Source organism: Paraburkholderia sp. GAS348 (assembly GCF_050434205.1).
In the GTDB taxonomy this organism is placed as follows: domain Bacteria; phylum Pseudomonadota; class Gammaproteobacteria; order Burkholderiales; family Burkholderiaceae; genus Paraburkholderia.
The window spans coordinates 399976-422238 of sequence record NZ_JBNPVT010000004.1 but is presented as its reverse complement, the minus strand read 5'-3'; the positions used below and the strand labels follow the sequence as shown (position 1 = coordinate 422238).

Annotated in this window: 18 protein-coding genes and 2 tRNA genes; 7 read left to right on the top strand and 13 right to left on the bottom strand. The window is 61.7% G+C overall.

Going from position 1 to position 22263, the window contains the following annotated elements; translation table 11 throughout:
- Positions 1-124: 124 nt before the first annotated feature.
- Entirely contained in the window at positions 125-1075 is a 951-nt protein-coding gene (locus P3T22_RS09970; RefSeq protein WP_429324862.1) for a transporter, read from the bottom strand.
- A gap of 240 nt (positions 1076-1315) precedes the next feature.
- Positions 1316-3067, bottom strand: coding sequence for a flavin-containing monooxygenase (locus P3T22_RS09965; protein ID WP_429324861.1), 1752 nt, complete (start codon positions 3065-3067; stop codon positions 1316-1318).
- Between the two features lie 320 nt (positions 3068-3387).
- Between P3T22_RS09965 and P3T22_RS09960 the strand changes: the two genes are divergently transcribed.
- Positions 3388-5097, top strand: coding sequence for a sigma 54-interacting transcriptional regulator (locus P3T22_RS09960; protein ID WP_429324860.1), 1710 nt, complete (start codon positions 3388-3390; stop codon positions 5095-5097).
- Positions 5098-5160: 63 nt separating this feature from the next.
- Here the strand turns inward: P3T22_RS09960 and P3T22_RS09955 are convergent, their stop codons facing one another.
- From P3T22_RS09955 to hemN, 3 genes are all read right to left on the bottom strand, one after another.
- Positions 5161-6135: an alpha/beta hydrolase gene (locus tag P3T22_RS09955; protein ID WP_429324859.1), complete on the bottom strand. Its 975-nt coding sequence runs from the start codon at positions 6133-6135 to the stop codon at positions 5161-5163.
- Between the two features lie 707 nt (positions 6136-6842).
- A tRNA-Leu gene (locus P3T22_RS09950) sits at positions 6843-6927 on the bottom strand.
- Positions 6928-7033: 106 nt separating this feature from the next.
- Entirely contained in the window at positions 7034-8419 is a 1386-nt protein-coding gene (hemN, locus tag P3T22_RS09945; protein ID WP_429324858.1) for an oxygen-independent coproporphyrinogen III oxidase, read from the bottom strand.
- Positions 8420-8639: 220 nt separating this feature from the next.
- On the opposite strand from hemN, the gene P3T22_RS09940 reads away from it, so the two are divergent.
- The 3 genes from P3T22_RS09940 to P3T22_RS09930 all read left to right on the top strand — a co-directional run bounded on the left by P3T22_RS09940 (position 8640) and on the right by P3T22_RS09930 (position 10585).
- Complete coding sequence (locus tag P3T22_RS09940; protein WP_082855104.1) at positions 8640-8969, top strand: YkgJ family cysteine cluster protein; 330 nt, start codon at positions 8640-8642, stop codon at positions 8967-8969.
- Positions 8970-9073: 104 nt separating this feature from the next.
- Positions 9074-9667, top strand: coding sequence for a DUF1439 domain-containing protein (locus P3T22_RS09935; protein WP_429324857.1), 594 nt, complete (start codon positions 9074-9076; stop codon positions 9665-9667).
- A gap of 81 nt (positions 9668-9748) precedes the next feature.
- A complete protein-coding gene (locus P3T22_RS09930; protein WP_429324856.1) occupies positions 9749-10585 on the top strand; it encodes an undecaprenyl-diphosphate phosphatase in 837 nt (278 codons plus the stop codon).
- An 85-nt stretch (positions 10586-10670) separates the two neighbouring features.
- On the opposite strand, the gene trmB is transcribed toward P3T22_RS09930, so the two are convergent.
- The 5 genes from trmB to P3T22_RS09905 all read right to left on the bottom strand — a co-directional run bounded on the left by trmB (position 10671) and on the right by P3T22_RS09905 (position 14197).
- Complete coding sequence (gene trmB, locus P3T22_RS09925; protein WP_429324855.1) at positions 10671-11456, bottom strand: tRNA (guanosine(46)-N7)-methyltransferase TrmB; 786 nt, start codon at positions 11454-11456, stop codon at positions 10671-10673.
- A gap of 470 nt (positions 11457-11926) precedes the next feature.
- Positions 11927-12000, bottom strand: a tRNA-Gly gene (locus P3T22_RS09920).
- Between the two features lie 82 nt (positions 12001-12082).
- The gene (locus P3T22_RS09915; protein ID WP_063497070.1) at positions 12083-12646 is read right to left on the bottom strand and encodes a YggT family protein; all 564 of its coding nucleotides are present in this window, start codon (positions 12644-12646) and stop codon (positions 12083-12085) included.
- Positions 12647-12863: 217 nt separating this feature from the next.
- Positions 12864-13184: an EthD family reductase gene (locus tag P3T22_RS09910; protein ID WP_429324854.1), complete on the bottom strand. Its 321-nt coding sequence runs from the start codon at positions 13182-13184 to the stop codon at positions 12864-12866.
- Between the two features lie 77 nt (positions 13185-13261).
- Positions 13262-14197: a Rossmann-like and DUF2520 domain-containing protein gene (locus tag P3T22_RS09905; protein ID WP_429324853.1), complete on the bottom strand. Its 936-nt coding sequence runs from the start codon at positions 14195-14197 to the stop codon at positions 13262-13264.
- 767 nt (positions 14198-14964) lie between these two features.
- On the opposite strand from P3T22_RS09905, the gene P3T22_RS09900 reads away from it, so the two are divergent.
- Positions 14965-15264, top strand: coding sequence for a hypothetical protein (locus P3T22_RS09900; protein WP_429324852.1), 300 nt, complete (start codon positions 14965-14967; stop codon positions 15262-15264).
- Between the two features lie 146 nt (positions 15265-15410).
- A complete protein-coding gene (locus P3T22_RS09895; RefSeq protein ID WP_429324851.1) occupies positions 15411-16376 on the top strand; it encodes a threo-3-hydroxy-L-aspartate ammonia-lyase in 966 nt (321 codons plus the stop codon).
- Positions 16377-16455: 79 nt separating this feature from the next.
- Here P3T22_RS09895 and P3T22_RS09890 read toward each other — a convergent pair whose 3' ends face one another.
- Both P3T22_RS09890 and P3T22_RS09885 read right to left on the bottom strand, forming a co-directional pair.
- Positions 16456-17133 carry a LysE family translocator gene (locus P3T22_RS09890; protein WP_063497066.1) on the bottom strand — a complete coding sequence of 226 codons (678 nt, stop codon included), beginning with the start codon at positions 17131-17133 and terminating at the stop codon, positions 16456-16458.
- Between the two features lie 126 nt (positions 17134-17259).
- Positions 17260-18828: a UbiD family decarboxylase gene (locus P3T22_RS09885; protein WP_429324850.1), complete on the bottom strand. Its 1569-nt coding sequence runs from the start codon at positions 18826-18828 to the stop codon at positions 17260-17262.
- A gap of 608 nt (positions 18829-19436) precedes the next feature.
- On the opposite strand from P3T22_RS09885, the gene P3T22_RS09880 reads away from it, so the two are divergent.
- Positions 19437-20615, top strand: a complete 1179-nt coding sequence (locus P3T22_RS09880; RefSeq protein WP_063497064.1) for a lytic transglycosylase domain-containing protein — start codon at positions 19437-19439, stop codon at positions 20613-20615.
- Positions 20616-20822: 207 nt separating this feature from the next.
- Here the strand turns inward: P3T22_RS09880 and P3T22_RS09875 are convergent, their stop codons facing one another.
- Positions 20823-22019 carry a pyridoxal phosphate-dependent aminotransferase gene (locus P3T22_RS09875; RefSeq protein WP_429324849.1) on the bottom strand — a complete coding sequence of 399 codons (1197 nt, stop codon included), beginning with the start codon at positions 22017-22019 and terminating at the stop codon, positions 20823-20825.
- Positions 22020-22263: the final 244 nt, after the last annotated feature.

Here is a 22263-nt window from a genome sequence, read left to right as displayed (position 1 = left end):
TCGACGGCGATCCGCACCTCTGGGAGGACTTCGCGGTTGCCACGCGCGAAGGTCCCGTCCCCGAGGTGAAGCGGGCGGAGGGCTGCACCGGGCGGCTGCCCGGCAGTCAAACAGACGTCCAGCGTTAAAAGACCTTCACCAACCGCAGGTTGACCCGATATTTTTCCTTGGGTCCGCTCGAGACGTGGATATCCTGTCCAAACTGAGCTTCAAGTTGCAGCGTGGGGGAAACGATTATCTGCTGGATAGTCAGCAGGTAGCGGCTGGTGTTGATGCGATCGGCCTGATCGACTCCGCCAAGCGTGCTGCGTCCCCCCGCGGTTTGATAGAAGCTGACTCCAAATGTGGTGAGCGGCGTCAGCGCATAACGCAAATGCGTCTGGAGTTCGTAGGTGGGCTTTTGCTGATACTTGAGTCCAGCAAAGTCGTTGTTGGCGCCGTAGATCGCATATTCGCCCGTCACGTCGAATGCGAGGTTTCCGTAGATCGGCTGACCGTAGGAGATCTGAAAAACGCCTTGCCATCGATTCGAACCAACGTTGACGGCTCCCTTGGCGCTGTCGTAGCTGCCAACCGGAATGCCCAGGAACGCACCGAGCGCCAGATAACGCTGCGCCTTCTGATCGTTCAACAACCAGATGACCGTTCCCAGGAAGGGATCGCCGGCACCGTTCGAGACCGAGCTCACCGGCTGACTCAAGCGTACGCTGCCGAACGGGACGATTGCCTGCACATCCACGGTGAAGCCGGCGACGCTGAGATAGCGTACATACCGTGCGATCGCTATGTCGGTCTCCAGCCTGAACGGAATGTTCACCTGTTCGCCACCGTGGTACGTGCTATCGCGGAAAGCATGCTGGTAGTAAAGAACGGCGAGGTTCGTTCCTGGCGGCAAGGGAACATAGTCGGCGGGATCCGTCTCGATGACTGCATGGGCCATCTGGAAGGGAACGGCCATCATGCACGCCGCGAAGATCTTGCAGCATGCCTTTCGCATGGATCCGGACGCGGCGCTTGCGCGCTCATTCCGACGTGATCGAAGCCTCTTCGGTTTGTGACCTTTTTCATCCTGCATCTCGCATCTCCTATTTTGTTTTATTGAAAGGACTGGCACGCGGCGCACAATGCCGTGCCGGCGGCCTGGCGCGAATTGCGCCTGGCCGCCGGAGTTACAGCTTGTTGGACGTTATTGCGCGGGCCAATCGCAGCAGCCTCGACCTGCGCCGCTGGTATGGCTCAATCTGTTTGAAGGCTCGCCGCCTGGACGGCGCGAATCACGCCGTCGTGCGGCAGGCAGGCCGCGCGCGTCGCCTGGTCAGGCCGTGGGTACAGATTCGGGGGCATCCGTCAGGCGTTGTTGCCTGTCGAGCGTGAACCCGGTGTAGCCGTTGTGCGCGATCGTCGAGATGACGTCCTTGTAGTGTTTGCCGCCACCGAGATAGACCATGAAAACACGGGGCTTTCCTGGGATGTTCGCGCCCAGATACCACGACGTCGCCTCTGGTAGAAGGCTGGCGTCAGCGACCTCCTTGACGTGAGCGATCCAGTCATCTTCTTCCCGCTCATTTGCCTCGATACTTGCGATGCCGTTCTCGGACATGTGTTCGATACACTCGGCAATCCATTCGCAGTGCATCTCGATGCCGAGCGGCATATTGAACAGCACCGACGGGCTTTGCGGACCAGTGATAGTGAACATGTTGGGGAAGCCGTGAGCAGCGAGCCCGACGAGCGTGCGCGGTCCGGTGGACCAGCGCTCCTTGAGCGTCTGACCGTTGCGTCCGCGGATGTCCATCTTGAACAGGGCGCCGGTGAAGGCATCGAAGCCGGTGGCGTAGATCAGGCAGTCGAATTCATACGATGCGTCAGTGGTCGTGATGCCGGTTTCGGTGATCTCTTCAATGGGCGCTTTCTTGATGTCGACTAGCGTGACGTTGTCGCGGTTGTACGTCTCGTAGTAGTTGGTTTCGCAAGGCTGGCGTTTGGTGCCGTAGGTCTGGCCGACAGGCGGGCAGAGCATGTCCGCAATAGCCGGATCCTTCACGCGCGCGCGAATCTTGCCGCGCACGAACTCCGCTGCGGTTTCGTTCGCCCGCTTGTCGAAGAGGATGTCCTGGTAGCTGCCGATCCAGAGGCTGAAACCACCGTCGTTCCAGCATGCTTCATAGTGGGCGACGCGCTCGTTGTGCGTGACCTCTAGCGCCGAAGGTTTGAGCCGCTCGAACGGCACGCCTGCAAAGCTGTCCCATGCCTGACGACGAAGCTCCGGGTACATGGCTTTCGCCTGCTGGTCCAGCACGGGGTCCATGGGCGCGTTCATGAGGGGCGCGGCATAGTTCGGGGTGCGCTGGAACACCGTCAGATGAAGCGCTTCTTCCGCGATGAGCGGAATCGCCTGCATGGCGGTTGCCCCCGTGCCGATGATGCCCACGCGCTTGCCTTTGAAGTTGACGCCTTCCTTGGGCCAGTGCCCGGTAAAGTAGACGTCGCCCCTGAAGCTGTCATGCCCCTTGAATTTGGGGATGTTGGCATGAGACAACGTGCCTACGGCAGGAATGAAGAACTTTGCGAGGATGCGCTTGCCGGCGCTCGTTTGAATAGTCCATTTTGCCGATGCCTCGTCATAGATCGCCGAGGTAATGGCCGTCTGAAAATGAATGTCGCGGAAAAGGTCGAATTTGTTGGCAACGAAGTTGAGGTACTCAAGAATCTCCGGCTGCGCGGCGTACTTTTCGGACCAGGTCCACTCCTGCTGCAACTCTTCGGAGAACGAATACGAATAGTGGTGGCTGGGGATATCGCAACGTGCGCCCGGGTAGCGGTTCCAATACCAGGTGCCACCGACACCATCCGCGATTTCGAACACGGCGACGCGCTTCTTGAGCTTGTCGCGAAGCAGGTGAAGCATGTACAGGCCTGCAAAGCCCGCGCCGACGACGACGGCATCGACTTCCTCCATTGCCTCTTGCGCAACTGCTCCGATCATTTCGGACATACGAGTCTCCTTGTGTTTTACGGTCTCTGTTTCCGGGCAGGCGCAGGATGGGAAAAGCCCACCGGGGTGCACAAGTCAATGCAACGTCTGTGCCATTGGCTGTAGAGCCTGTGGCGACAGCGCCTGGCGACCGAAACGGAGGAGCTCGGCCAAACGATCGACCCGTCAGGTTGCGGAAATCATCAAGGCTCTTTCCGATATGGTGAAGTTCGGCCGCAGCACGGCGTGTCGCCCAACTGGTTCACGCGTTCGTCGCGACCGACGTCCCTTCGATAGGGTGGATACTGATGACGCGACCTGAACGCGCGCGCCTACAATCGAAACGACCGGTGACGGCGACGCGACCCCGGGTCACCGCACATACGCGAATCGCCTTCGATGGTGGGGACTGAATGTCGAGCAACAAAGATCCGAAATTCCCCGAGAGCCGGGACCTGGTTTCACAAATCACGTTCGACGTCGAGCAGGGCAAGATCTGGCTGCACGAGCAGCGCATGCTCCTCACACACAGCAGCATGTTCGCGAACCTGCGGACGGAGCTTACCAGGACCTTGGGAAGTCAGCGCGCGCGAGGACTGCTTATGCGCCTCAGTTACCACTCCGGCTGGCGCGATGCGATCCTGGCCCGCCAGCTACGTCCGGATCTTTCCACTGCGGAGGCGTTCTTCGCCGGTCCCCAACTGGCGCTGATCAAGGGGATGGTGAACGTAAAGCCGCTGAAGCTTGAGTTCGATGTCGGGCAAGGGCAGTTCTACGCGGAGTTTCAGTGGCAAGACGCCTTTGAAGCTGAGTTGCACCTGCGGGAACACGGACCGGTAAGCGAACCGGTCTGTTGGCAACTCGTTGGATATGCGAACGGCTTCACAACGTACTACATGGGTCGAAGCATTTTTTTCAAGGAAGTGGAGTGCCTCGGGTGCGGCGCGGACCATTGTCGAATTGTCGGCCGTCCTGCGGAGGAGTGGGAAGATCATGATGATCTGGTCCGCCTGCTGCAACCGGACGCGATGGCAGAAGAACTGCTTTCGGTTCAAACTCAACTGAGCCAGTTGCAGGCGTCCGTACGCAACGCGAGCGCCCCAGATGGGCTTATCGCAAACTCCGTAGGCCGCTCGAGCCGTTTCATGCACGCGAGCGAGCTTTTGAAGAAAGCGGCGACCGCGCCCGTTAGCGTCCTGCTGCAAGGCGAGACCGGTGTCGGCAAGGAGATTTTTGCGCGCGCACTGCATATGCGCTCACCGAGAGCCTCCAGGCCGTTCGTTGCGGTGAACTGTGCCTGCATCCCCCCTGATCTCATTGAGGCGGAGCTGTTCGGGGTGGAAAAAGGCGCCTTCACCGGAGCGGTGACCAGCCGGGAGGGCAAGTTCGAGAGAGCGAACGAAGGTACGCTCTTTCTCGATGAAGTGGTTGAGCTGAGCCCGCGTGCCCAGGCGGCCTTGCTTCGAGTGCTGCAGGAAGGAGAGCTTGAGCGCGTCGGCGGAACCGAGACCCGCAAGGTTGATGTTCGGCTGGTCGCGGCGAGCCACGAGGATCTGGGCGACGCCGTGAAGGCAGGCAAGTTTCGCGCGGACCTGTTTTATCGGCTCAATGTCTATCCGGTTCATATTCCTGCGCTGCGTGACCGCACGGAGGACATACCGCTTCTACTCGAGCATTTTCTCGGCAAGTTTCACGCGCTCTACAACAAGAAGACCGCGGGCGTCTCCGACAAGGCGATGAAGGCCCTCATGGCATACAGCTGGCCGGGAAATGTGCGGGAGCTCGAGAACATGATCGAGCGCGGCGTCATTCTGACCGATAGCAACCAGGCCATCGAGCTGGACGCATTCTTCCCGTCGCTTCCCGAGACGGGCAAACTGGTGATTCGCGTTGACGACAGGGGGCAACTGAAAACGTCAAAGCCAGTCATGGGGAGTGAGCCGGACCTTTTGTGCGAGTCGTTGCTGGTCGAGGACTTTAGTCTGGAACAACTGGAGGCGCGATTGCTACAAGCTGCATTGGCCAAGGCCGAGGGTAATGTGTCAAAGGCCGCGCGACTTCTGGGGCTGACACGTGCGCAACTCGCCTATCGTCTCGATAAACTGCCGGGCGACGAAAAGTAGGTGCCGTCCGACGGGGAGCGCGCCGGCGATGGCCGGCATCCCCAGCGAAGACAGTCTTGCCGTTCATCGGTCCAGGAGGAGATCCTTTCGTTCCGCGTCATTACAAAGCTCGCCCAATCGAGTACGGACAGCCTGAGCGAGATAACCTCTGGCCTCGGCGCTCGCCGGTAGAAGCGCGTCGAGGCCAAAGAAGCCATGCATCTGTCCGGCGAAGCGTCGATGGTCCACGTGGACGCCCGCGGACTGTAGCGCGGCCGCATACGCCTCGCCTTCGTCGCGAAGCACATCGTGTTCGGCGGTGATGACAATGGCCGGTGGCAACCCCCGGAAGCTTTTTGCCCGCAGCGGCGATGCTTCGGATGCTTGCCGGGCTGCGGTGTCCGGAAGATAGAGATCCCAGAACCAGCGCATGTCCTCCTGACCAAGCAGCGCCTGATTGTCTGGATCGAGATAGCAGGGCGTATTCAGATCGTCCTGTGTGACCGGATAGATGAGCAGTTGCTGCGCGATCTCGGGTCCGCCACGGGCATGTGCTCGTTGAGTGACGACCGCTGCAAGATTGCCTCCCGCGCTGTCGCCGGCGACGATGAGCGGTGCGTGCGGACTTCCGTTCAATGCTTCCCGGTGGGTGGCCGCCCATTCGAGTGCGAGCCATACATCATCGATCGCTGCCGGATAGGGGTGTTCGGGAGCGAGACGGTAGTCGACGAGCAAGACCGTGCAACCGGTTTCGTACGCGATGTGCCGTCCTGCTGCGTCATAGTCGTCGATCGACATGAGTGCCCAGCCACCGCCATGACAGTACACAACGATCCCGGAAGACCTGCTTTCGGGAGCAAGTACCCGCAGATGTAGGGCATGTCCCCCTTGATCGAGGAATAGGTCCTCGACCCGGTACATGTCGGGTCCCGGGCCGACGATGTCACGAAGTCCCTCCATGAAGTTCCGCGCCTCAGGCACACCTATTTGATGGAACGGCTTGGCCCCCTTCTCCGCCAGTGCCTCGAGGAAAGCTCTGCTATGTGCATCGAGCGCCATGTGTCACCTCCAGTTGTTTTATGTACGAAGGTGACGAGCAACAGGTATGCCAATGGTTCTCTGATTGCGATGCAATTGAGGTCGGGTTGATTTACGCGGTCTTCGTGGCTTCATCGGATCGACGCGGCAGGTCGCGAGATCTGCGGAAGATTACGGGGTTGCTCATTTGGCGAATGAGATTCATCAATTCATGAACGAGGCTCGTTCTTGCGCGTCGCTTTCGTGAGACTCACCAGGTCCAACATGGACGCGTATCAGACGCAACCAGAAAATGCGTTGGCGTGATTCGGCACATAGCCGAGCGCGGCGCTCCGCGTCTTTCGGTGCGTTGTTTCGGAAGGCCCGCGACCAACTATTAATTGAAGGCTTGTACTTTCACGATTCGCGATTCATGGGCGGAAGCTCACGCGACTATCGCGCAAGGTGGACGTTATGACGCTCGCCAAGATCAGCGGTCACAAAGATTTGTCCATCCTTCAAAACACGTACTACCGGGAATCGGCCGAGCAGATCGCAGCGAGACTGTAGCGTGTGCAGTGTCGTGTGCAGTGTCGTGTGCAGATCGTGGGCAGTGCTGGGTGCAAGGATCAAAACTCAATGCATTTTCATGCACAGTCGGACAATGCTGGGAGGCTTACTGGATAAGGCTTAGAGCCGGAAAGTACGGTATTTCTTGACTTTCGGAGAGGTTTATGCGTTTGCAGTACTGGTGCCCAGGGCCGGAATCGAACCGGCACGCCTTGCGGCGGGGGATTTTGAGTCCCCTGCGTCTACCAATTTCACCACCTGGGCAGGTCCTGCAGCGCACGCGTCAGAGTAGGGCGCGCGGCGAAGACGCAGATTATGGCGGAAAATTCGACGGTCGGCAAGCCGGCTGCTTTCTTCGCAAGCTCAGCCATCAAACCGTGCGTGAAAACCGTTCGAGCGTCTGCTGGCCGAGATAGCGGTCGAACACCATCGCGATGTTACGCACGAGCATGCGTCCGGCCATCTGCACTTCGAGCTTGCTGCCGCCTATCGACACCAGTCCGTCCTGCTCGAAGCCGCGCAAGCGCTCCAGTTCCGGCTCGAACGTATCGGCGAAGCGGATGCCGTGCGCGGCTTCGAATTCTTCGAAGCGCAGTTCCAGATTACACATCAATTGCGTGATTACATCGCGACGCAGACGGTCGTCGGCGGTGAGCCGCACGCCGCGCGTGATCGCGAGTTTGCCGGCATCGATTGCCGCGGCATAGCCGGGCAGGTTCTTGGTGTTCTGCGCGTACACGTCCCCAACCTTGCCGATCGCCGACGCACCGAAGCCGATCAGATCGCATTCCGCACGCGTGCTGTACCCCTGGAAATTCCGCTGCAGCGTACGCTGCGCCTGGGCGCGCGCGAGTTCGTCGGTGGGCAGCGCGAAGTGATCCATGCCGATGTAGACATAGCCCGCGCCCGTGAGCCGCTCGACCACCCGTTGCAGGATCGCCAGGCGCACAGCGGGCGAGGGCAGCGTGGCCGCGTCCATCTGCCGTTGCATCTTGAAGAGCTGAGGCATGTGCGCATACGCGAACACCGAAAGGCGATCGGGCGCGAGTTCGATCATCGTGTCCAGCGTGCGGCTGAAGCTGTCGGCGGTTTGATGCGGCAGCCCGTAAATCAGATCGACGCCGATCGAGTGGAACCCCGTGTCACGCGCGGCTTGCATGACCGAGGCGGTCATTTCGAGCGGCTGAATGCGATTGATCGCCTGTTGCACCACCGGATCGAAATCCTGCACGCCGAGACTGAGCCGGTTGAAGCCGAGTGTGCGCAAATGCGCGATGGTCTCGGGCGACGCTTCGCGCGGATCGACTTCGATCGAATACTCGCCTTCACTATCGGGCAGCAACGTGAAGTGTTCACGTGCCGTTGCCATCAGTTCCGCCATTTCATCGTGCGAAAGGAACGTGGGCGTGCCGCCGCCCCAATGCAATTGCGACACCGGGCGCCGCGTGTCGAAACACGCCGCCTGCAAAACCATTTCGCGCTTCAGGTGCTCGACATAGGGACGCGCGTGCGCGCGGTTTTTGGTGGCAACCTTGTTGCAACCGCAGTAGAAGCACACGGTGTCGCAAAAGGGGATGTGGAAGTACAGCGAGAGGTCGGTGGAGGACGCGCCTGGGTCGGCTGCGGCGCCTAAATAGTCAGCGGGATCGAACGCGTCGCGGAACTGCAAGGCGGTCGGATAGGACGTATACCGTGGACCGTTCGCGTTGTATTTGGCGAGCAGGTCGGGGCGGAATAGCGTGTTGGCGGTGGTCATGGGGCGCTCGGGTTTGACGGCCACCATCGAAGAGGCACGAGCCGGCGGGTTCTCGAGACCGGATCGAACCGCGCAGGTGCCTCTTGAGCGTGGCTTTTCGTATCCGCCAAGTTTACGTGGGCGACCCTCCGCCGGATTGTGTAAAAAGGTCGCACGCGATGCGATGGCACAATGCGGGTCTGGCGTTGCGTTGCCTCTTTTCGAGTTCAGGAAAAATGTCGTGAGTGATGTGCCGAACAGCGTTCTGAAGCGCGAGTCCCCATTCAATGTGGCCGGTCATGCGTGCCGCCCCGATTGCGGCGCGTGCTGTATCGCGCCGTCGATTTCGAGTCCGATCCCAGGCATGCCGCTTGGCAAGCCGGCGGGGGTGCGTTGCGTGCAACTCGGCGACGATCTGCGCTGCGCGATCTTCGGCCAGCCGGAGCGTCCTGCGTGTTGTTCCGGTCTGCGGCCGCAGGTGGAAATGTGCGGCGCGAGCCGCAGCGAAGCGCTCGCATGGCTCACCCAGCTTGAAACGCAGACTCAACCGCAACCGGCTGTGCGCCGATAACGCGCGCGAACCATTCCGCCACGTGATCCGCTCGCGCAAACAACCCAATCCGACGCAAACCAACGCAACCGCTTGATCGAGAAGGCTTCCACAGGAGATTTCGCATGAATCGACCCGCTGCGCCGACCCGGCGCCGCTTCCTGCTTGCAGCGCTGACAGGCTGCACCGCGCTTGGTATTACCGTGTCGCTGGTGGCCTGCGCGACACCGATCTTCCCGTTCATCCCTTCGCATTACACGTTCTCGCAGCAGCAGGTGCAGGACGCTGTGCAGCGTAAATTCCCGTATCAGCGCACGGTTTCGCAAGTGTTCGATGTCGCGCTGACCAATCCGGTGGTCGGCTTCCTGCCGGACGCGAACCGCGTCTCGGTGAAGCTCGACGCCCGGCTCGCGAGCCCGTTCATGCCGCAACCGGTCGACGGCGTTTTCACGCTGTCGAGCGAGCTGGCCTACGACGCCGCCAGCAAATCGGTGGTGCTGAAGGCGCCGAACGTCGACAACGTCAGCGTCAGCGGGCAGGCGCAGGCTTACACGCAGCAGATCAACGCCGCGGCGGCCGTGCTCGCCACACAGTTGCTGACCAACTATCCGATCTACACCTTCAAGCCCGAACAGCTGCAATTTGCCGGGGTGAATTACGAACCCGGTACAATCACCATCCTTACAAACGGCATACGCGTGCAAATCGTCGAGAAATGACGCTGCGCGCGGCCGGCAGGGCCGCGCGCGCACCGTGCTGACCGTGTTCGTTTCGACTATCTACAGCGATGAGGGTCACGGATGGACTGGCTATTGGCTTGCAAGGCGCTGATTCTGGGCGTCGTCGAAGGGCTGACGGAATTTTTGCCGGTGTCGAGCACCGGTCATTTGATCGTCGCGGGCAGTCTGCTCAATTTCACGGATGACCACGCGAAAACCTTCGATGTCGTGATCCAGCTTGGTGCGATTCTGGCCGTGTGCTGGGAGTTTCGCCGCCGCATCGGCAGCGTGGTGGTCGGCTTGCCCAGCCGGCCCGACGCAAGGCGCTTCACGCTGAACGTGATCATCGCGACGATTCCGGCGGTTGTGCTTGGCTTGCTGTTCGAAAAGGCCATCAAGGCGGCGTTGTTTTCGCCGGTGCCGGTCGCGTTCGCGCTGGTGGCGGGCGGGGTGGTGATCCTGTGGGCGGAAGCGCGCCAGCGAGTGCGAGGCGACGTGGCGGCGCGGGTACGGAACGTTGACGATTTGAGTCCGCTAGATGCGTTGAAAGTCGGCCTCGCTCAATGTTTCGCTCTGATCCCGGGTATGTCGCGTTCGGGTTCGACGATCATCGGCGGGATGCTGTTTGGCCTCGAACGGCGCGTCGCCACGGAGTTTTCTTTCTTCCTCGCGATTCCAATCATCTTCGGCGCGACGGCTTACGAGCTCTATAAAGACTGGCATTTGCTGTCCGCCGACGCGCTTGGCAGTTTCGCGCTCGGCTTCGTGGCGGCCTTCGTCAGCGCCTTCGCCTGCGTGCGCTGGCTGCTGCGCTATATCTCCACGCACGATTTCACCGTGTTCGCGTGGTACCGGATCGGCTTCGGACTATTGATCCTGCTGGTGGGCTATAGCGGCGCGTTGAGCTGGGCGGACTGAGTCTGCGCTCCGTTTTCAACGTCATGAAAAAAGTCCGCGTTTGCGGACCTTTTTTCTTATGGCGGGCGAGTTGTAGCGTGCAGGTTTACGCCGCGCCGCGCCTCCTGAACACCAGATCCCACACGCCATGCCCAAGCCGCAACCCACGGCGCTCGAACTTCGTCACCGGACGATATTCGGGGCGCGGCGCGTAGCCGTCGGCGGTATTTTGCAGCGCAGGATCGGCGCCCAACACCTCGAGCATCTGCTCGGCGTAGTTCTGCCAATCGGTCGCGCAATGCAGGTACGCGCCCGGCTTCAGACGCGAAACCAGCAACGCGACGAACTTTGGCTGGATCAGCCGGCGCTTGTGGTGGCGCGCCTTGTGCCAGGGGTCCGGGAAGAAGATATGCACGCCGTCGAGGCTATCCGGCGCGATCATTTGCTCAAGCACTTCGACAGCGTCGTGCTGAATGATGCGGATGTTCGACAGCGCCTGCTCGCCCATCAGCTTCAGCAGCGCGCCGACGCCCGGCTCGTGAACCTCGACGCCGAGGAAGTCGTCGCCGGGACGGTGCGAGGCGATTTCCGCGGTGGTCGCGCCCATCCCGAAGCCGATTTCCAGCACGCGCGGCGCTGCACGGCCGAACACGCTATTCCAGTCGGGTTGCTGTGGTGTGAAGGGTACGACGAAACGCGGGCCGAGTTCGTCCATCGCGCGGCGCTGGCCGGTCGACACGCGACCCGCACGCGTGACGAAGCTGCGGATGCGGCGTCGATGCAAAGCTTCTTCTTGCGGGGCGTCGGAGCCGGCATCGGCCGGTTGGCCTTCAGCTTCGGCGGAAGGCGGGAGTTCGTCCGGCAGGCCGGCGTCGTTTGGATCGTGGATCATTGTCGATGCTGCTACAAGGGTGAGGGCTTGGCGGCTTGCATGGCGTATTGCGAGGCGCCCTTTGCGCTTGCGCGGCACGGGCCGCAGTTCGCAGGCTCGCTTCGCTCGAATCGCCATGCCGGGCCGCTGCCACTACAAAAAAGCCGCCTTCATGGGAGGCGGCTCGTGCTGGATTCTGCTGATGGCTCAGCAGGAAGATGGAGCGGACGTTGCAAGTGCGCGTAAGGTAGCACACCCGAAAAGGGTGCGTCCAGACGGCGGCCGGCTTGAAGGAGGCCTGAGACTGGCAGCAAGATTACGGTTTCGTAACGGGATTCGCTATATGCGTGGGCAGTCCGGCTCATCGCGCGTTTGTGCGACTTCCCGAATGTCAGGTGGGGAGTGAGTGTGTGAAGCGGGCGGGAAATGCGGCAGATTCAGATCCCTTTGCGAAGCCGCCTGGTCAATCGCCAGGCTGGCCGAAAAGAATCTGGAGCGGGCGATGGGAATCGAACCCACGGCTCTAGCTTGGGAAGCTAGGGTATTACCATTATACGACGCCCGCAGAGCGCATAATTCTACTCGGGAAGGGGCGGTTAGCGCAAATCGCGCCGCCGCCCTTGCCCACGAGGCGCACGGAGCGATGTTCAGATCACGAAGTAGGTCAACTGTACGGCCGCACGAGTCACCACCATCAGCAGCACCTGCACGATCACGAACAGCAGAATCGGCGAGAGGTCGATGCCGCCGAGCTGCGGCACCACGCGGCGCAGCGGATTCAGGAACGGAGCGGTCAGCTGGTACAGGATCGGCATGGCCGGCGAGCGCGGATTGAGCCACGACAGCAGCGCCATCAGGATCGTCATCCAGATGATCAGATTCAGCGCCCACTTGATGACGGTCAGCACGGCGACGATCAGCAGCGTCGGCACAAGCGTGAGCGGATCGGCGCCCGTGAGCACCACCATCAGCACTACATAGACAATTGCCGCAAGCAGCGCTGCAACGAGGCTCGCCCAGTCGATGTTGCGGGTGCTGTGCAGGATGTGCCGCAGGGGCAGCACGATCCAGTTGGTGACTTGCAGCACCGCGTTCGTGACGGGGTTGTACGGCGGCATGCGCACGACCTGCAGCCATGCGCGCAGCAGCAACGCTGCGCCGAACAGCGTAAAGACGGTATTGAGCAGAAAACGGGCGATATCGCCAAACATCTCGTGTCCTTATCCTTCGGATGGCGGCCGTCGATCGGCCGCGGGGCGCCGGCGTTGACTGATCGGTGCGCCGGCGGTTTCATTTGGATTGTCTGCGCCGTTCCCGCGGGAGGGCGCGTTACGCGTCAAAGTGGGGACGCGGTGGATCTATTTCCAGGCGTTCAAGTCAGGCTAATCGGCAAACTGCGTGCCGCCAAGCCACACTGGCCACGCGATATCACACAGAAACCTTGATTTCGCTGATCAGAATCGTGCCGTTGCCACCGTCGGTGTAGTTCGGGATGTCAGCAACCAACTGGTCCGAGGCAGGCTTGAAAACCTTGTAGAAGTTATCTGCGCTATCGAACAGGAAATGACCGGCGGCGACATACGGCGGCGGCGACCCCGGCGGCCCGGCGTTGATGCCGACGTCGACCGACCAGCCTCTCAGCGACGGCCCGAACAGCCTGGCCGCGAGCGGCATGTGTGTGACGCAGTAATAGTCCACGTCGAAGTGGCCGTTTTCCCGATACGGATAAAGGATGCTGACCTTGATCATTGTGCGTTCTCGTCTGTTGGTCCCGAAGCGCGGCGCTGGCGGATTGCGCGCGGCGCCGGACGTCACATTATCACGCCTTACTTGACGCTTGCACCTGCTGCGGCCTGATTCAGCGACCGGTTGAGCGATTCTTCCACCGCCTCGGCAATCGCCTCGATCGCGGCGGGCGGGTTTGCGCGGCGTTCGGCCAGGCCGACCGCGCGCCGCGTCAGCAAACCATATAGCGCGGCATGATCGCCGCCAAGGCCCTCCAGCAGCGCCAACTGCTTCTCCACGACACCCGTATCGCCGCGCGACACGGGGCCGGCGAGCGCGTTGGGCAGGCCCTTGTCGCGAGCGGTTTCGATGGTGCCGGAGAGCATCGGCAGCAGCGCGCGCAGCGCGTCGTCTTCGGCAAAGCCCAGCGTGCGCCATAGTGCGACGCATTCGGCGAGGCTGCATAGCGCGAAGCTTGCGGCGTAATGCGCGGCGGCGTGGTACAGCATGCGGCCGCCCGCTGGAATCGACAGCGGATGGCAGTGCAGGGCGACGGCGAGTGCCGTCAGTGCGTCCTTGAGCGCGCCGTCGGCCTCGATCGTCACCGAGCAGCCGGCGATCCGCTCGATGTCTGCGAGATCGCCGCTAAAGAGGTAGAGTGGGTGAAAGCCGCCAATCAAGGCGCCCTGGTCGCGCGCCGGGGCCAGCAATTCCACTGGCGAGGCGCCGCTGCAATGCACGAGCGCTTTGCCGTGCGGGCTGCCTGCCGTGTCCGCTGCGAACCGCAGTGTGTGCGCTGTCGTACCGATGCTGTCATCGGGAACCGCTAAAAAGACGATATCGGCGGCGTCGACAACCTGTTGTGGATCGTCGAATGCCGCGCAATACTCGATTTGACTGGCGAGCCGGCTGGCCGAAGTCGTGCGGCTCGCCACCGCCGTGACGGGATAGCCGGCGCGTGAAAAGCTCAGCGCGAGACAGCGCGCGAGCCGCCCCGCACCGATGAAGCCGAGGCGCGGCAGAGAGGGCTGGGACATGGTTGCCTGCTCCAGACGGGGTGCTTGAACGGGAAAGCAGAAGTATCGCGCATCCGTCCGGTAGTGGCGTGTCCCGATGCCGGCATTCCTCTGATCAGTGCGGGGGCGATATGGCGCCTCCGGTCGGTCATCCGGCCACGCGCGCCCCGCAGGTCCGAAAACTGCTCACAATTTCTTCTTGAGCCGGTTTGGCAGTCGCTGTTCTGGGTTTTTCGTCTCGCAGTCAGATTCGGGAGGTAACGATGAATATTTTTTCTTACCGAAAGCACTTGCGGTTCTTGACGCGTTCGCAGCGCCGTCGCTGGTGGGACCAGAAGAAGCGCTTGACCCCACGCGTGTGCATCAGCGGCGCGTACGTCCCGCCCAACGTCTCCAGAGAATTCGCCTATGTGAAGGTAGGCTGAAATATCGTCTGCTTACGAGTAAAAAATGCCCGGCGTGGTTACGCCGGGCATTTTTTATGCTCAGCCGTCAGGATTGAAGCTAATTTGTAATCAAAGATTACTGACCGGTGAGTGCCTGAAGCCGCAAGAGCCGCAAAGCATCGGATTCGCGTTCGCTCGATCGCTGGCAAACCCTTAATTCTCAGTCCGTTACACCGCGTGTCCCGGCACCGCCGTGCCGATGCAAATTCCGAGCTCTTGCCGCCAATTGCAATTTGCAACAAATGCGAACATCTATGCGTGGTCTTTTTCGATACATTGAATTCATAGCATGCAAGGCATGCGAAGTTGGCGACCTTAGTGGGCCGCGCCAGGAGAATAAAAGTGAAAAAGATCGTTCCGTTTGTCGTTGCCGCCGCCCTTGGTGTGGGGTTCGCTACTGCTGCAGAGGCGCACGTTTCCGTCGGTATCGGTATTGGCATTCCGGTCGCGCCGGCGTATCCGGTTTATGCTGCGCCACCGCCGGTTTATTACGAGCCGCCGCCTCCGCCGGTGGTCTATGCACCGGGCTATTACGCACCGCCGGCAGTCGTGGTGGGGGGGTATTACGGCGGCTATGGCCGTCCTTATTATCACCATGGCTACTACCGCGGTTACTACGGCCACGGCTACTATCGCCGCTAATCGCAAGGCGAGCGCGGGATGTATTGACGGCGTAACGCCGGCTTGATCGCCGGGTTGCGCCGTTTGTGTTTTCACTGCGGCGTACCAAAGCACTGCCGAAGCTGGGAGAATGGCTGTTTTGCCACCGCTTCTGGAGAGTTTCGCCGATGCAAGCGCTTCCCGCTCCCACTTTCGACGATGTACTCGACGCCGCTGCGCGTCTTGAAGGTGTCGCCCACCGCACCCCCGTTCTAACCTCAAGCACGTTCAACGAGCGCACGGGCGCGTCGGTGTTCTTCAAGTGCGAAAATTTTCAGCGCATGGGCGCCTTCAAGTTTCGCGGCGCCTACAACGCGATTTCCCATTTCGACGCCGAGCAACGCAAAGCGGGCGTGCTGACGTACTCGTCGGGTAACCACGCGCAAGCGATCGCGCTGTCGGCGCGCCTCGCCGGGATTCACGCGACGATCATCATGCCGCACGACGCGCCTGCCGCCAAAGTCGCGGCGACCAAGGGCTATGGCGGCGAAGTGATCAGCTACGACCGCTACACCGAGAATCGCGAAGCGATCGGCCGGCGGCTCGCCGAAGAGCGTGGCATGACGCTGATTCCGCCGTACGACCATCCGCACGTGATCGCGGGGCAGGGCACGGCGGTGAAGGAGTTGATCGAAGAAACCGGCCCGCTCGACATGCTGTTTGTTTGCCTCGGCGGCGGTGGCCTGATCGGCGGCAGCGCGTTGTCGGCGGCGGCATTGAGCCCGGCGTGCACGGTGATCGGCGTCGAGCCTGAAGCGGGCAATGACGGCCAGCAATCGCTGGCTCGCGGCGAGATCGTGCATATCGAAGCACCGCGCACGATCGCTGATGGCGCTGCCTCCACGCATCTCGGCGACTACACGTTCGCAATTATTCAAAAGCTGGTCGCGCAGATCGAAACGGTCAGTGACGAGCAGTTGATCGAGACCCTGCGTTTCTTCGCACAGCGCATGAAGATCGTGGTCGAGCCGACGGGTTGTCTCGCTGCGGCTGCCGTGCTCAACGGCATCGTGCCGGTGAAGGGCAAGCGCGTGGGCGTGGTGGTGAGCGGCGGCAACGTCGATCTGGAGAAACTGGCGCAGTATCTCGCCTGATCGGCGGCCGATCGTTTTTACGCCGCGCTGTGCGCGGTGAAATTGATGGAAGGCGGCTCGCCTTGACGAGCCGTTTTTTCTAGCTCGCCATCTGTGCGGTCTGCACGATCAGATCGCGATAGCCGTTCACGATCACGCTATACGAGAAGTACGCGAACAGCAGCGCCGACAACACGTGGCACGCGCGCAGCAAACCGGTGCCGGCGCGTTTGCGTCCGTGGCTGCCGAGCCCACAGACAAAGATCGTCCAGCACAAGCCACCGAGGAAGAAGCCGCCGAGGAATACCGGTGCAGTCGTCACGCTGGTGGCGCCGGCTTTTGCAATCAATGCGCCGCCGACTGCGGCGAACCACAGAATCGCCGAAGGCGACGACATCGCCAGCAGCACGCCGCGCAAGAAACCGCGCCACGGGGAAAGATGCGGCGCGTTGGCATCCGCTTCTCCGGCGACTGCGGGTGCCGACGCTGGGAACAGCGCTTCACGCGCCATCTTCCACGTGAGAAACAGCAGGATCGCCGCGCCGCCGATCCACACTACCCACCGCACCGATTCGAACTGCAGCAGCGCAGCCATTCCTGCGAGCGCTAGCGCCGCGTAAGCCAGATCGCCGAAACAGGAACCCAGGCCCAACCAGAAGCCCGGTTTGAAGCCGTGCGACAGCGTCAGCGAAATCATCGCGACATTGACGAGACCGATATCCAGACACAACGACAGCGACAGAAAAAAACCATCCGACATCATTGAAAAGGCGTGCATCCGCGCAACGGCTCCATCAGTTTTGTTCTTCAGACTTGTTCGAGCGGGCGCGATCCTGCTAGTAACTGGATCGCTTCGATGCCGACTGAATCCTAATAATTCAATGGCATGCTTCGAGGCCTGTTTTTACAGTCCCAACTCATTCCACAAGGTGTCGATGCGCTGTTTGACCGAACGGTCCATCTCGATCGCGCGGCCCCATTCGCGATCGGTTTCACCGGGCCATTTGTTGGTCGCGTCGAGCCCCATCTTCGATCCGAGGCCCGCTACCGGCGAGGCGAAATCCAGATAGTCGATCGGCGTGCGATCGACCAGCACGGTGTCGCGCGCCGGATCGATACGCGTGGTGATCGCCCAGATCACTTCTTTCCAGTCGCGGATATTCACGTCCTCGTCGACCACGACGATGAACTTCGTATACATGAACTGGCGCAGGAAGCTCCACACGCCGAACATCACGCGTTTGGCGTGACCCGGGTAGCTCTTTTTCATCTGCACGATCGCCATCCGGTAGCTGCATCCTTCGGGCGGCAGATAGAAATCGGTGATCTCGGTGAACTGCTTTTGCAGCAGCGGCACAAACACTTCGTTGAGCGCGACGCCGAGCACGGCGGGCTCATCGGGCGGTTTGCCGGTGTAGGTGGAGTGATAGATCGCGTCGCGCCGCATCGTGATGCGCTCGACCGTGAAGACGGGAAACCACTCCTGCTCGTTGTAGTAGCCGGTGTGGTCGCCATAGGGACCTTCCAGCGCGTGTTCGTAAGCGGCCGATGCGCCCTTCGCCGGACGCGGCGGCGCGCCCGCGGGAGCAGGAGAGGGCGTGCCTTCCTGCGGATAGATGAAGCCTTCCAGAACGATTTCCGCGCGGGCTGGCACCTGCAAACTGTCGACGCCCGGCGTGAGGCATTTCGCGAGTTCGGTGCGGCCGCCGCGCAGCAACCCGGCGAACTGGTATTCGGAGAGCGTGTCGGGCACCGGCGTCACCGCACCGAGGATGGTCGCCGGATCGGCGCCCAGCACCACGGCCACGGGATACGGCTTGCCCGGATTCTGCAGCGCGAATTCGCGGAAATCGAGTGCGCCGCCGCGATGTGCGAGCCAGCGCATGATCAGTTTGTTACGCCCGATCAGCTGCTGGCGATATATGCCTAAATTTTGTCGGCTCTTATTCGGGCCTTTTGTGACGGTCAGGCCCCATGTGATCAGCGGCCCCGCATCGCCCGGCCAGCAAGTCTGAATGGGCAGCTTTCCGAGGTCGACATCGTTGCCTTCCCAGACGATTTCCTGACAGGGCGGCGCGCTCACCGTTTTGGGCGCCATGTCCCAAACCGCCTTCGCGAGCGAGAACAGTTTCCCGGCGTCCTTGAGCCCCTTCGGCGGCTCCGGTTCCTTCAGTGCGGAGAGCAGGCGGCCGACGTCGCGCAGCGACTCCAGCGCGGCGCCGTCGCCAACGCCCGCTTGCGCGTCGATCCCCATGCCGAGCGCGACGCGGCGCGGTGTGCCGAACAGGTTGCCGAGGACCGGGAACGCGTGCTGCTGCTGGCTCTCAAACAATATCGCCGGACCGCCGGCGCGCAGTACGCGGTCGCACAGTTCGGTCATTTCCAGGACGGGCGAGACGTTTTGCGAGATGCGGCGCAGTTCACCGATCGTTTCGAGACGGCCGACGAAATCGCGCAGGTCTTTGTATTTCATCTGGTGCGGTAGAGAGCCGCGCAAGCGGCAAAAAAGAAGGGGGCCGCAGGGCTTTGCGGTGCCAGAACGATTGTCGATTTTACCTGTGTTAGCACCTGCACGTAGATTGGCCAAACGGCCTACTTCCAGAGGCGTAATTGAGATAGCTCAAGAGGCGCGCGCCGTACGGTTTTCAGCGGACTGAACACTGTTCATTATTACAATTAGTTATAGATTTACTTATCTATAGTGTTGACGATCTATAAAACCCTGCATAGAATCCGTTCACATTGGTTGCAGGGCGTGAACCTTTTTACCACTGCCCCCGGTCCCTTTAGACGCAACGCGTCACCGTTTACCGACCCCCTGCACGGTATCTGACGGCTTTACCGAAGTCCTGGCCAGCGTCAACTGACGCTGGTTTTTCGCGTGGGAGCTAACGCCTGCATGCTTTTTTGGCATGCCGCGGACATCTTTTCAAGATGGCTCTCCACAAACGGTATTTACCGTTTTCCCGACGTCGCTGCTGCCCTAACCAGACAGAGCGCGCGACGTCTTGATTCTGCGAACGCGTGTTACCGCCTGTTCAACTGGCGGGGTTCGTGGATCATGCAACATGGGAGATCTGAATGAACGCCTGGTTATCGTGGCGTCCCGATGAGCGTATCGCGCAAGTTGTGCGTGGTGCGTTGCGTCGCGGGACGCAAATGAGTCATCACCTGTTCAGCATTGTCGGCGGAATCGCTGTCGTGCTGGCACTTGCACTGTGGCTGATGCCGGCCTGGCGCGGCACCCTTGCCGCCAAGCTGATGCCGGTCATTTCCGCCGCTGTGCAAGCCGGACCTGCCCGTCTGCTGCAAGGCCACCCGCTGCCCGCCTTCGCACCGCCCGGCGCGTCCTCTGACGACTCGCTGGCCGCCAATTCGACCGGTAGCGACGCCGCCAACGGCGCGAACAGCGGTGCCACTGCCACCAACACCAGCTACGACGGGGCCTCCGACGGCACCGGGATATCCGGTATGGGCGTGGCGGCGCTGAACGGCCTCGACCCGCGCACCATGCACAGCGTCTCCGCGCTGGCGCGGCTGATCCCGGCGCAGCGTGTCTCGGCCGACGCGCGCGACGATCGCGTGCTGGTCTCGACCCGCGAGCAGGATCTGGTCGCGTCGTACCTGGCGCGGCGCTATCGCGTCGCACAGGCGCCCGTTAGCGAGCTCGTGAAGGCAGCGTTCGACACCGGCCGCGAAGTCGATCTCGATCCGCTTCTCCTGCTCTCCGTGATGGCAATCGAATCGGGCTTCAATCCGTACGCCGAGAGCGGCGTGGGCGCGCAGGGCCTGATGCAGGTCATGTCCAAGGTCCACTCGGACAAATTCCAGTATTTCGGCGGTCAGAGCGCGGCGCTCCAACCGGTTGCGAACATCAAGGTGGGGGCGCTGGTGCTGAAGGATTGCATCGCACGCGGCGGTTCGCTGCCGGGCGGCCTGCGTCTCTACGTCGGCTCGACCTCGCAGGACGACGGCGGCTACGGCGCCAAGGTGATGGCCGAGCGTGGCCGTTTGCGCGATGTGGTGCGTGGCCGCAAGGTGCCGATCAATGCACCGCAGGCTCCGGTTCTGACGGCCTCGAACACGGCTACGGCTACGGCTGCTGCTGCATCGGCTAACGGCAAGCGCGTGCAGATGACGCTCGATGCCGGTCATCCGCTGAGCGCGGCAACGCCGGTGAAGACGCCGGTATCCGAGCAGGACGACGCCAGTTCCAATGCGACCAAGCATGTGGCATCGGCCTCGGAGTTGGGCGCCTGAGGTTGTGACTTAACTCAGTTCGTCTGGCATGAGAGCGGCCGGTACAAAAAAGGACACCTCCGTCGGGTGTCCTTTTTCCTTTGATGGCTTGCACTTGTGGCGGCGTGCGCGGCCGTGAGGGGCGGGTCACAGGCATAGCAACCCGCTTCGCAACCCGCCTCGCCGGGCTCTTTGGGGACTCAAGCCGCAGTCGTTGACGCCTGCCGCTCAGTGCCGCCCGAAAAGCCTCGCCAGCCGCTCGACCGCTTCTTCCAGCTTCGGCAGGGCGGTTGCATACGACAGCCGGATGTAGTCTTTCGGCGCGTGCGTGCCGAAGTCCATGCCCGGCACCAAAACCACGCCCGCGTCGTGCAGCATCGCTTTGGTTAGCGCCGCACTGTCTCCGGCCGCCTGATGCGCGACCGTGCGGCAATCCGCGTACACATAGAACGCCCCGTCAGGCATCACCGGCACAGAGAAGCCTAGCGATTCCAGCGCCGGCGCAATGAAGTCGCGGCGGCGTTTGAATTCGAGGCGGCGCGCTTCGTAAATTGCGATCGTTTCCGGTTCGAAGCAGGCCAGCGCCGCATGCTGCGCGAGCGCCGACGCGCAGATGAACAGGTTCTGCGCGAGTTTTTCGAACGCGCCGACCATGCCGGGCGGCACCACCAGCCAGCCCAACCGCCAGCCAGTCATGTTGAAGTACTTCGAGAAGCTGTTGACGGTGACGACGTCGTCACCGAACGAGAGCGCCGAGACAGGCTTGGCGTCGTAGCTCAGGCCCTGGTAGATCTCGTCGACGATCGTAAAGCCGCCACGCGCCCGCACGGCCTTGACGATGCGTTCGAGCTCGGCCGGTTCGATCGACGTGCCGGTCGGATTCGACGGCGACGCCAGCAGCACGCCGCGCGTGCGCTCGTTCCACCGGCGCTCGACGTCGGCGGCGGTTAGCTGAAAGCGTTCGGCCGGACCGCTTGACACCATCACCGGCTTGCCTTCCGCGGCGATCACGAAGTGGCGGTTGCACGGGTAGCACGGGTCGGGCATCAGCACTTCATCGTCGCGATCGACCAGCGCCGCGCAAGCCAGTAGCAGCGCGGCAGACGCACCGGCGGTGACAACGATCCGCGCCGGATCGACGCTGACGCCGTAGAACTCGGCGTAATGCGCCGAGATCGCCTCGCGCAGCGCGTGCAGGCCGAGCGCATTGGTGTATTGCGTGACGCCGCGGCGCAGGGCGCTCGCGGCCGCTTCGATGACCGGCTCGGGCGCGGTGAAATCGGGTTCGCCGATTCCCATGTGGATGATGTCGCGCCCATCGCGCTCGAGCAGCGCGGCCTCCTTGGCCAGTTCCATCACGTAGAAAGGCTGGATGGCGTCGACGCGGGCTGCAAGCCGCACCCAGGGTTCGGTCAGGGAGTTCATACGATCAATCCAGTTCAGAAGCAAAAGCGGGACGGCGCCTGGCGTATGGGTTCATGCGCGCAGCGGCGTCCTTGCAAGCGCCCAGTAATATATGGGGCTGCGGTATGTAGCCAGGCATTCAATCGGCCGACGATCCGGCGGCCACCGAACCCAGCGGCTGGCGTTCCAGCGGCTGGCGGTCCAGCGGCACCGCCCTTCGTAGGCCGGTCTCTGGCGGGGCAAGGTTTAGCGTGAGGCGCATGAT

Excerpts from the sequence above, each read along its gene's own strand:
- P3T22_RS09880 (WP_063497064.1), top strand. The coding sequence starts at position 19,437 with ATGAACGCCTGGTTATCGTGGCGTCCCGATGAGCGTATCGCGCAAGTT.
- P3T22_RS09890 (WP_063497066.1), bottom strand. The coding sequence starts at position 17,133 with ATGCACGCCTTTTCAATGATGTCGGATGGTTTTTTTCTGTCGCTGTCG.
- P3T22_RS09905 (WP_429324853.1), bottom strand. The coding sequence starts at position 14,197 with ATGTCCCAGCCCTCTCTGCCGCGCCTCGGCTTCATCGGTGCGGGGCGG.
- P3T22_RS09930 (WP_429324856.1), top strand. The coding sequence starts at position 9,749 with ATGGACTGGCTATTGGCTTGCAAGGCGCTGATTCTGGGCGTCGTCGAA.
- P3T22_RS09970 (WP_429324862.1), bottom strand. The coding sequence starts at position 1,075 with ATGCAGGATGAAAAAGGTCACAAACCGAAGAGGCTTCGATCACGTCGG.
- P3T22_RS09955 (WP_429324859.1), bottom strand. The coding sequence starts at position 6,135 with ATGGCGCTCGATGCACATAGCAGAGCTTTCCTCGAGGCACTGGCGGAG.
- P3T22_RS09895 (WP_429324851.1), top strand. The coding sequence starts at position 15,411 with ATGCAAGCGCTTCCCGCTCCCACTTTCGACGATGTACTCGACGCCGCT.
- P3T22_RS09875 (WP_429324849.1), bottom strand. The coding sequence starts at position 22,019 with ATGAACTCCCTGACCGAACCCTGGGTGCGGCTTGCAGCCCGCGTCGAC.
- trmB (WP_429324855.1), bottom strand. The coding sequence starts at position 11,456 with ATGATCCACGATCCAAACGACGCCGGCCTGCCGGACGAACTCCCGCCT.
- P3T22_RS09935 (WP_429324857.1), top strand. The coding sequence starts at position 9,074 with ATGAATCGACCCGCTGCGCCGACCCGGCGCCGCTTCCTGCTTGCAGCG.
- hemN (WP_429324858.1), bottom strand. The coding sequence starts at position 8,419 with ATGACCACCGCCAACACGCTATTCCGCCCCGACCTGCTCGCCAAATAC.
- P3T22_RS09960 (WP_429324860.1), top strand. The coding sequence starts at position 3,388 with ATGTCGAGCAACAAAGATCCGAAATTCCCCGAGAGCCGGGACCTGGTT.
- P3T22_RS09885 (WP_429324850.1), bottom strand. The coding sequence starts at position 18,828 with ATGAAATACAAAGACCTGCGCGATTTCGTCGGCCGTCTCGAAACGATC.
- P3T22_RS09915 (WP_063497070.1), bottom strand. The coding sequence starts at position 12,646 with ATGTTTGGCGATATCGCCCGTTTTCTGCTCAATACCGTCTTTACGCTG.
- P3T22_RS09910 (WP_429324854.1), bottom strand. The coding sequence starts at position 13,184 with ATGATCAAGGTCAGCATCCTTTATCCGTATCGGGAAAACGGCCACTTC.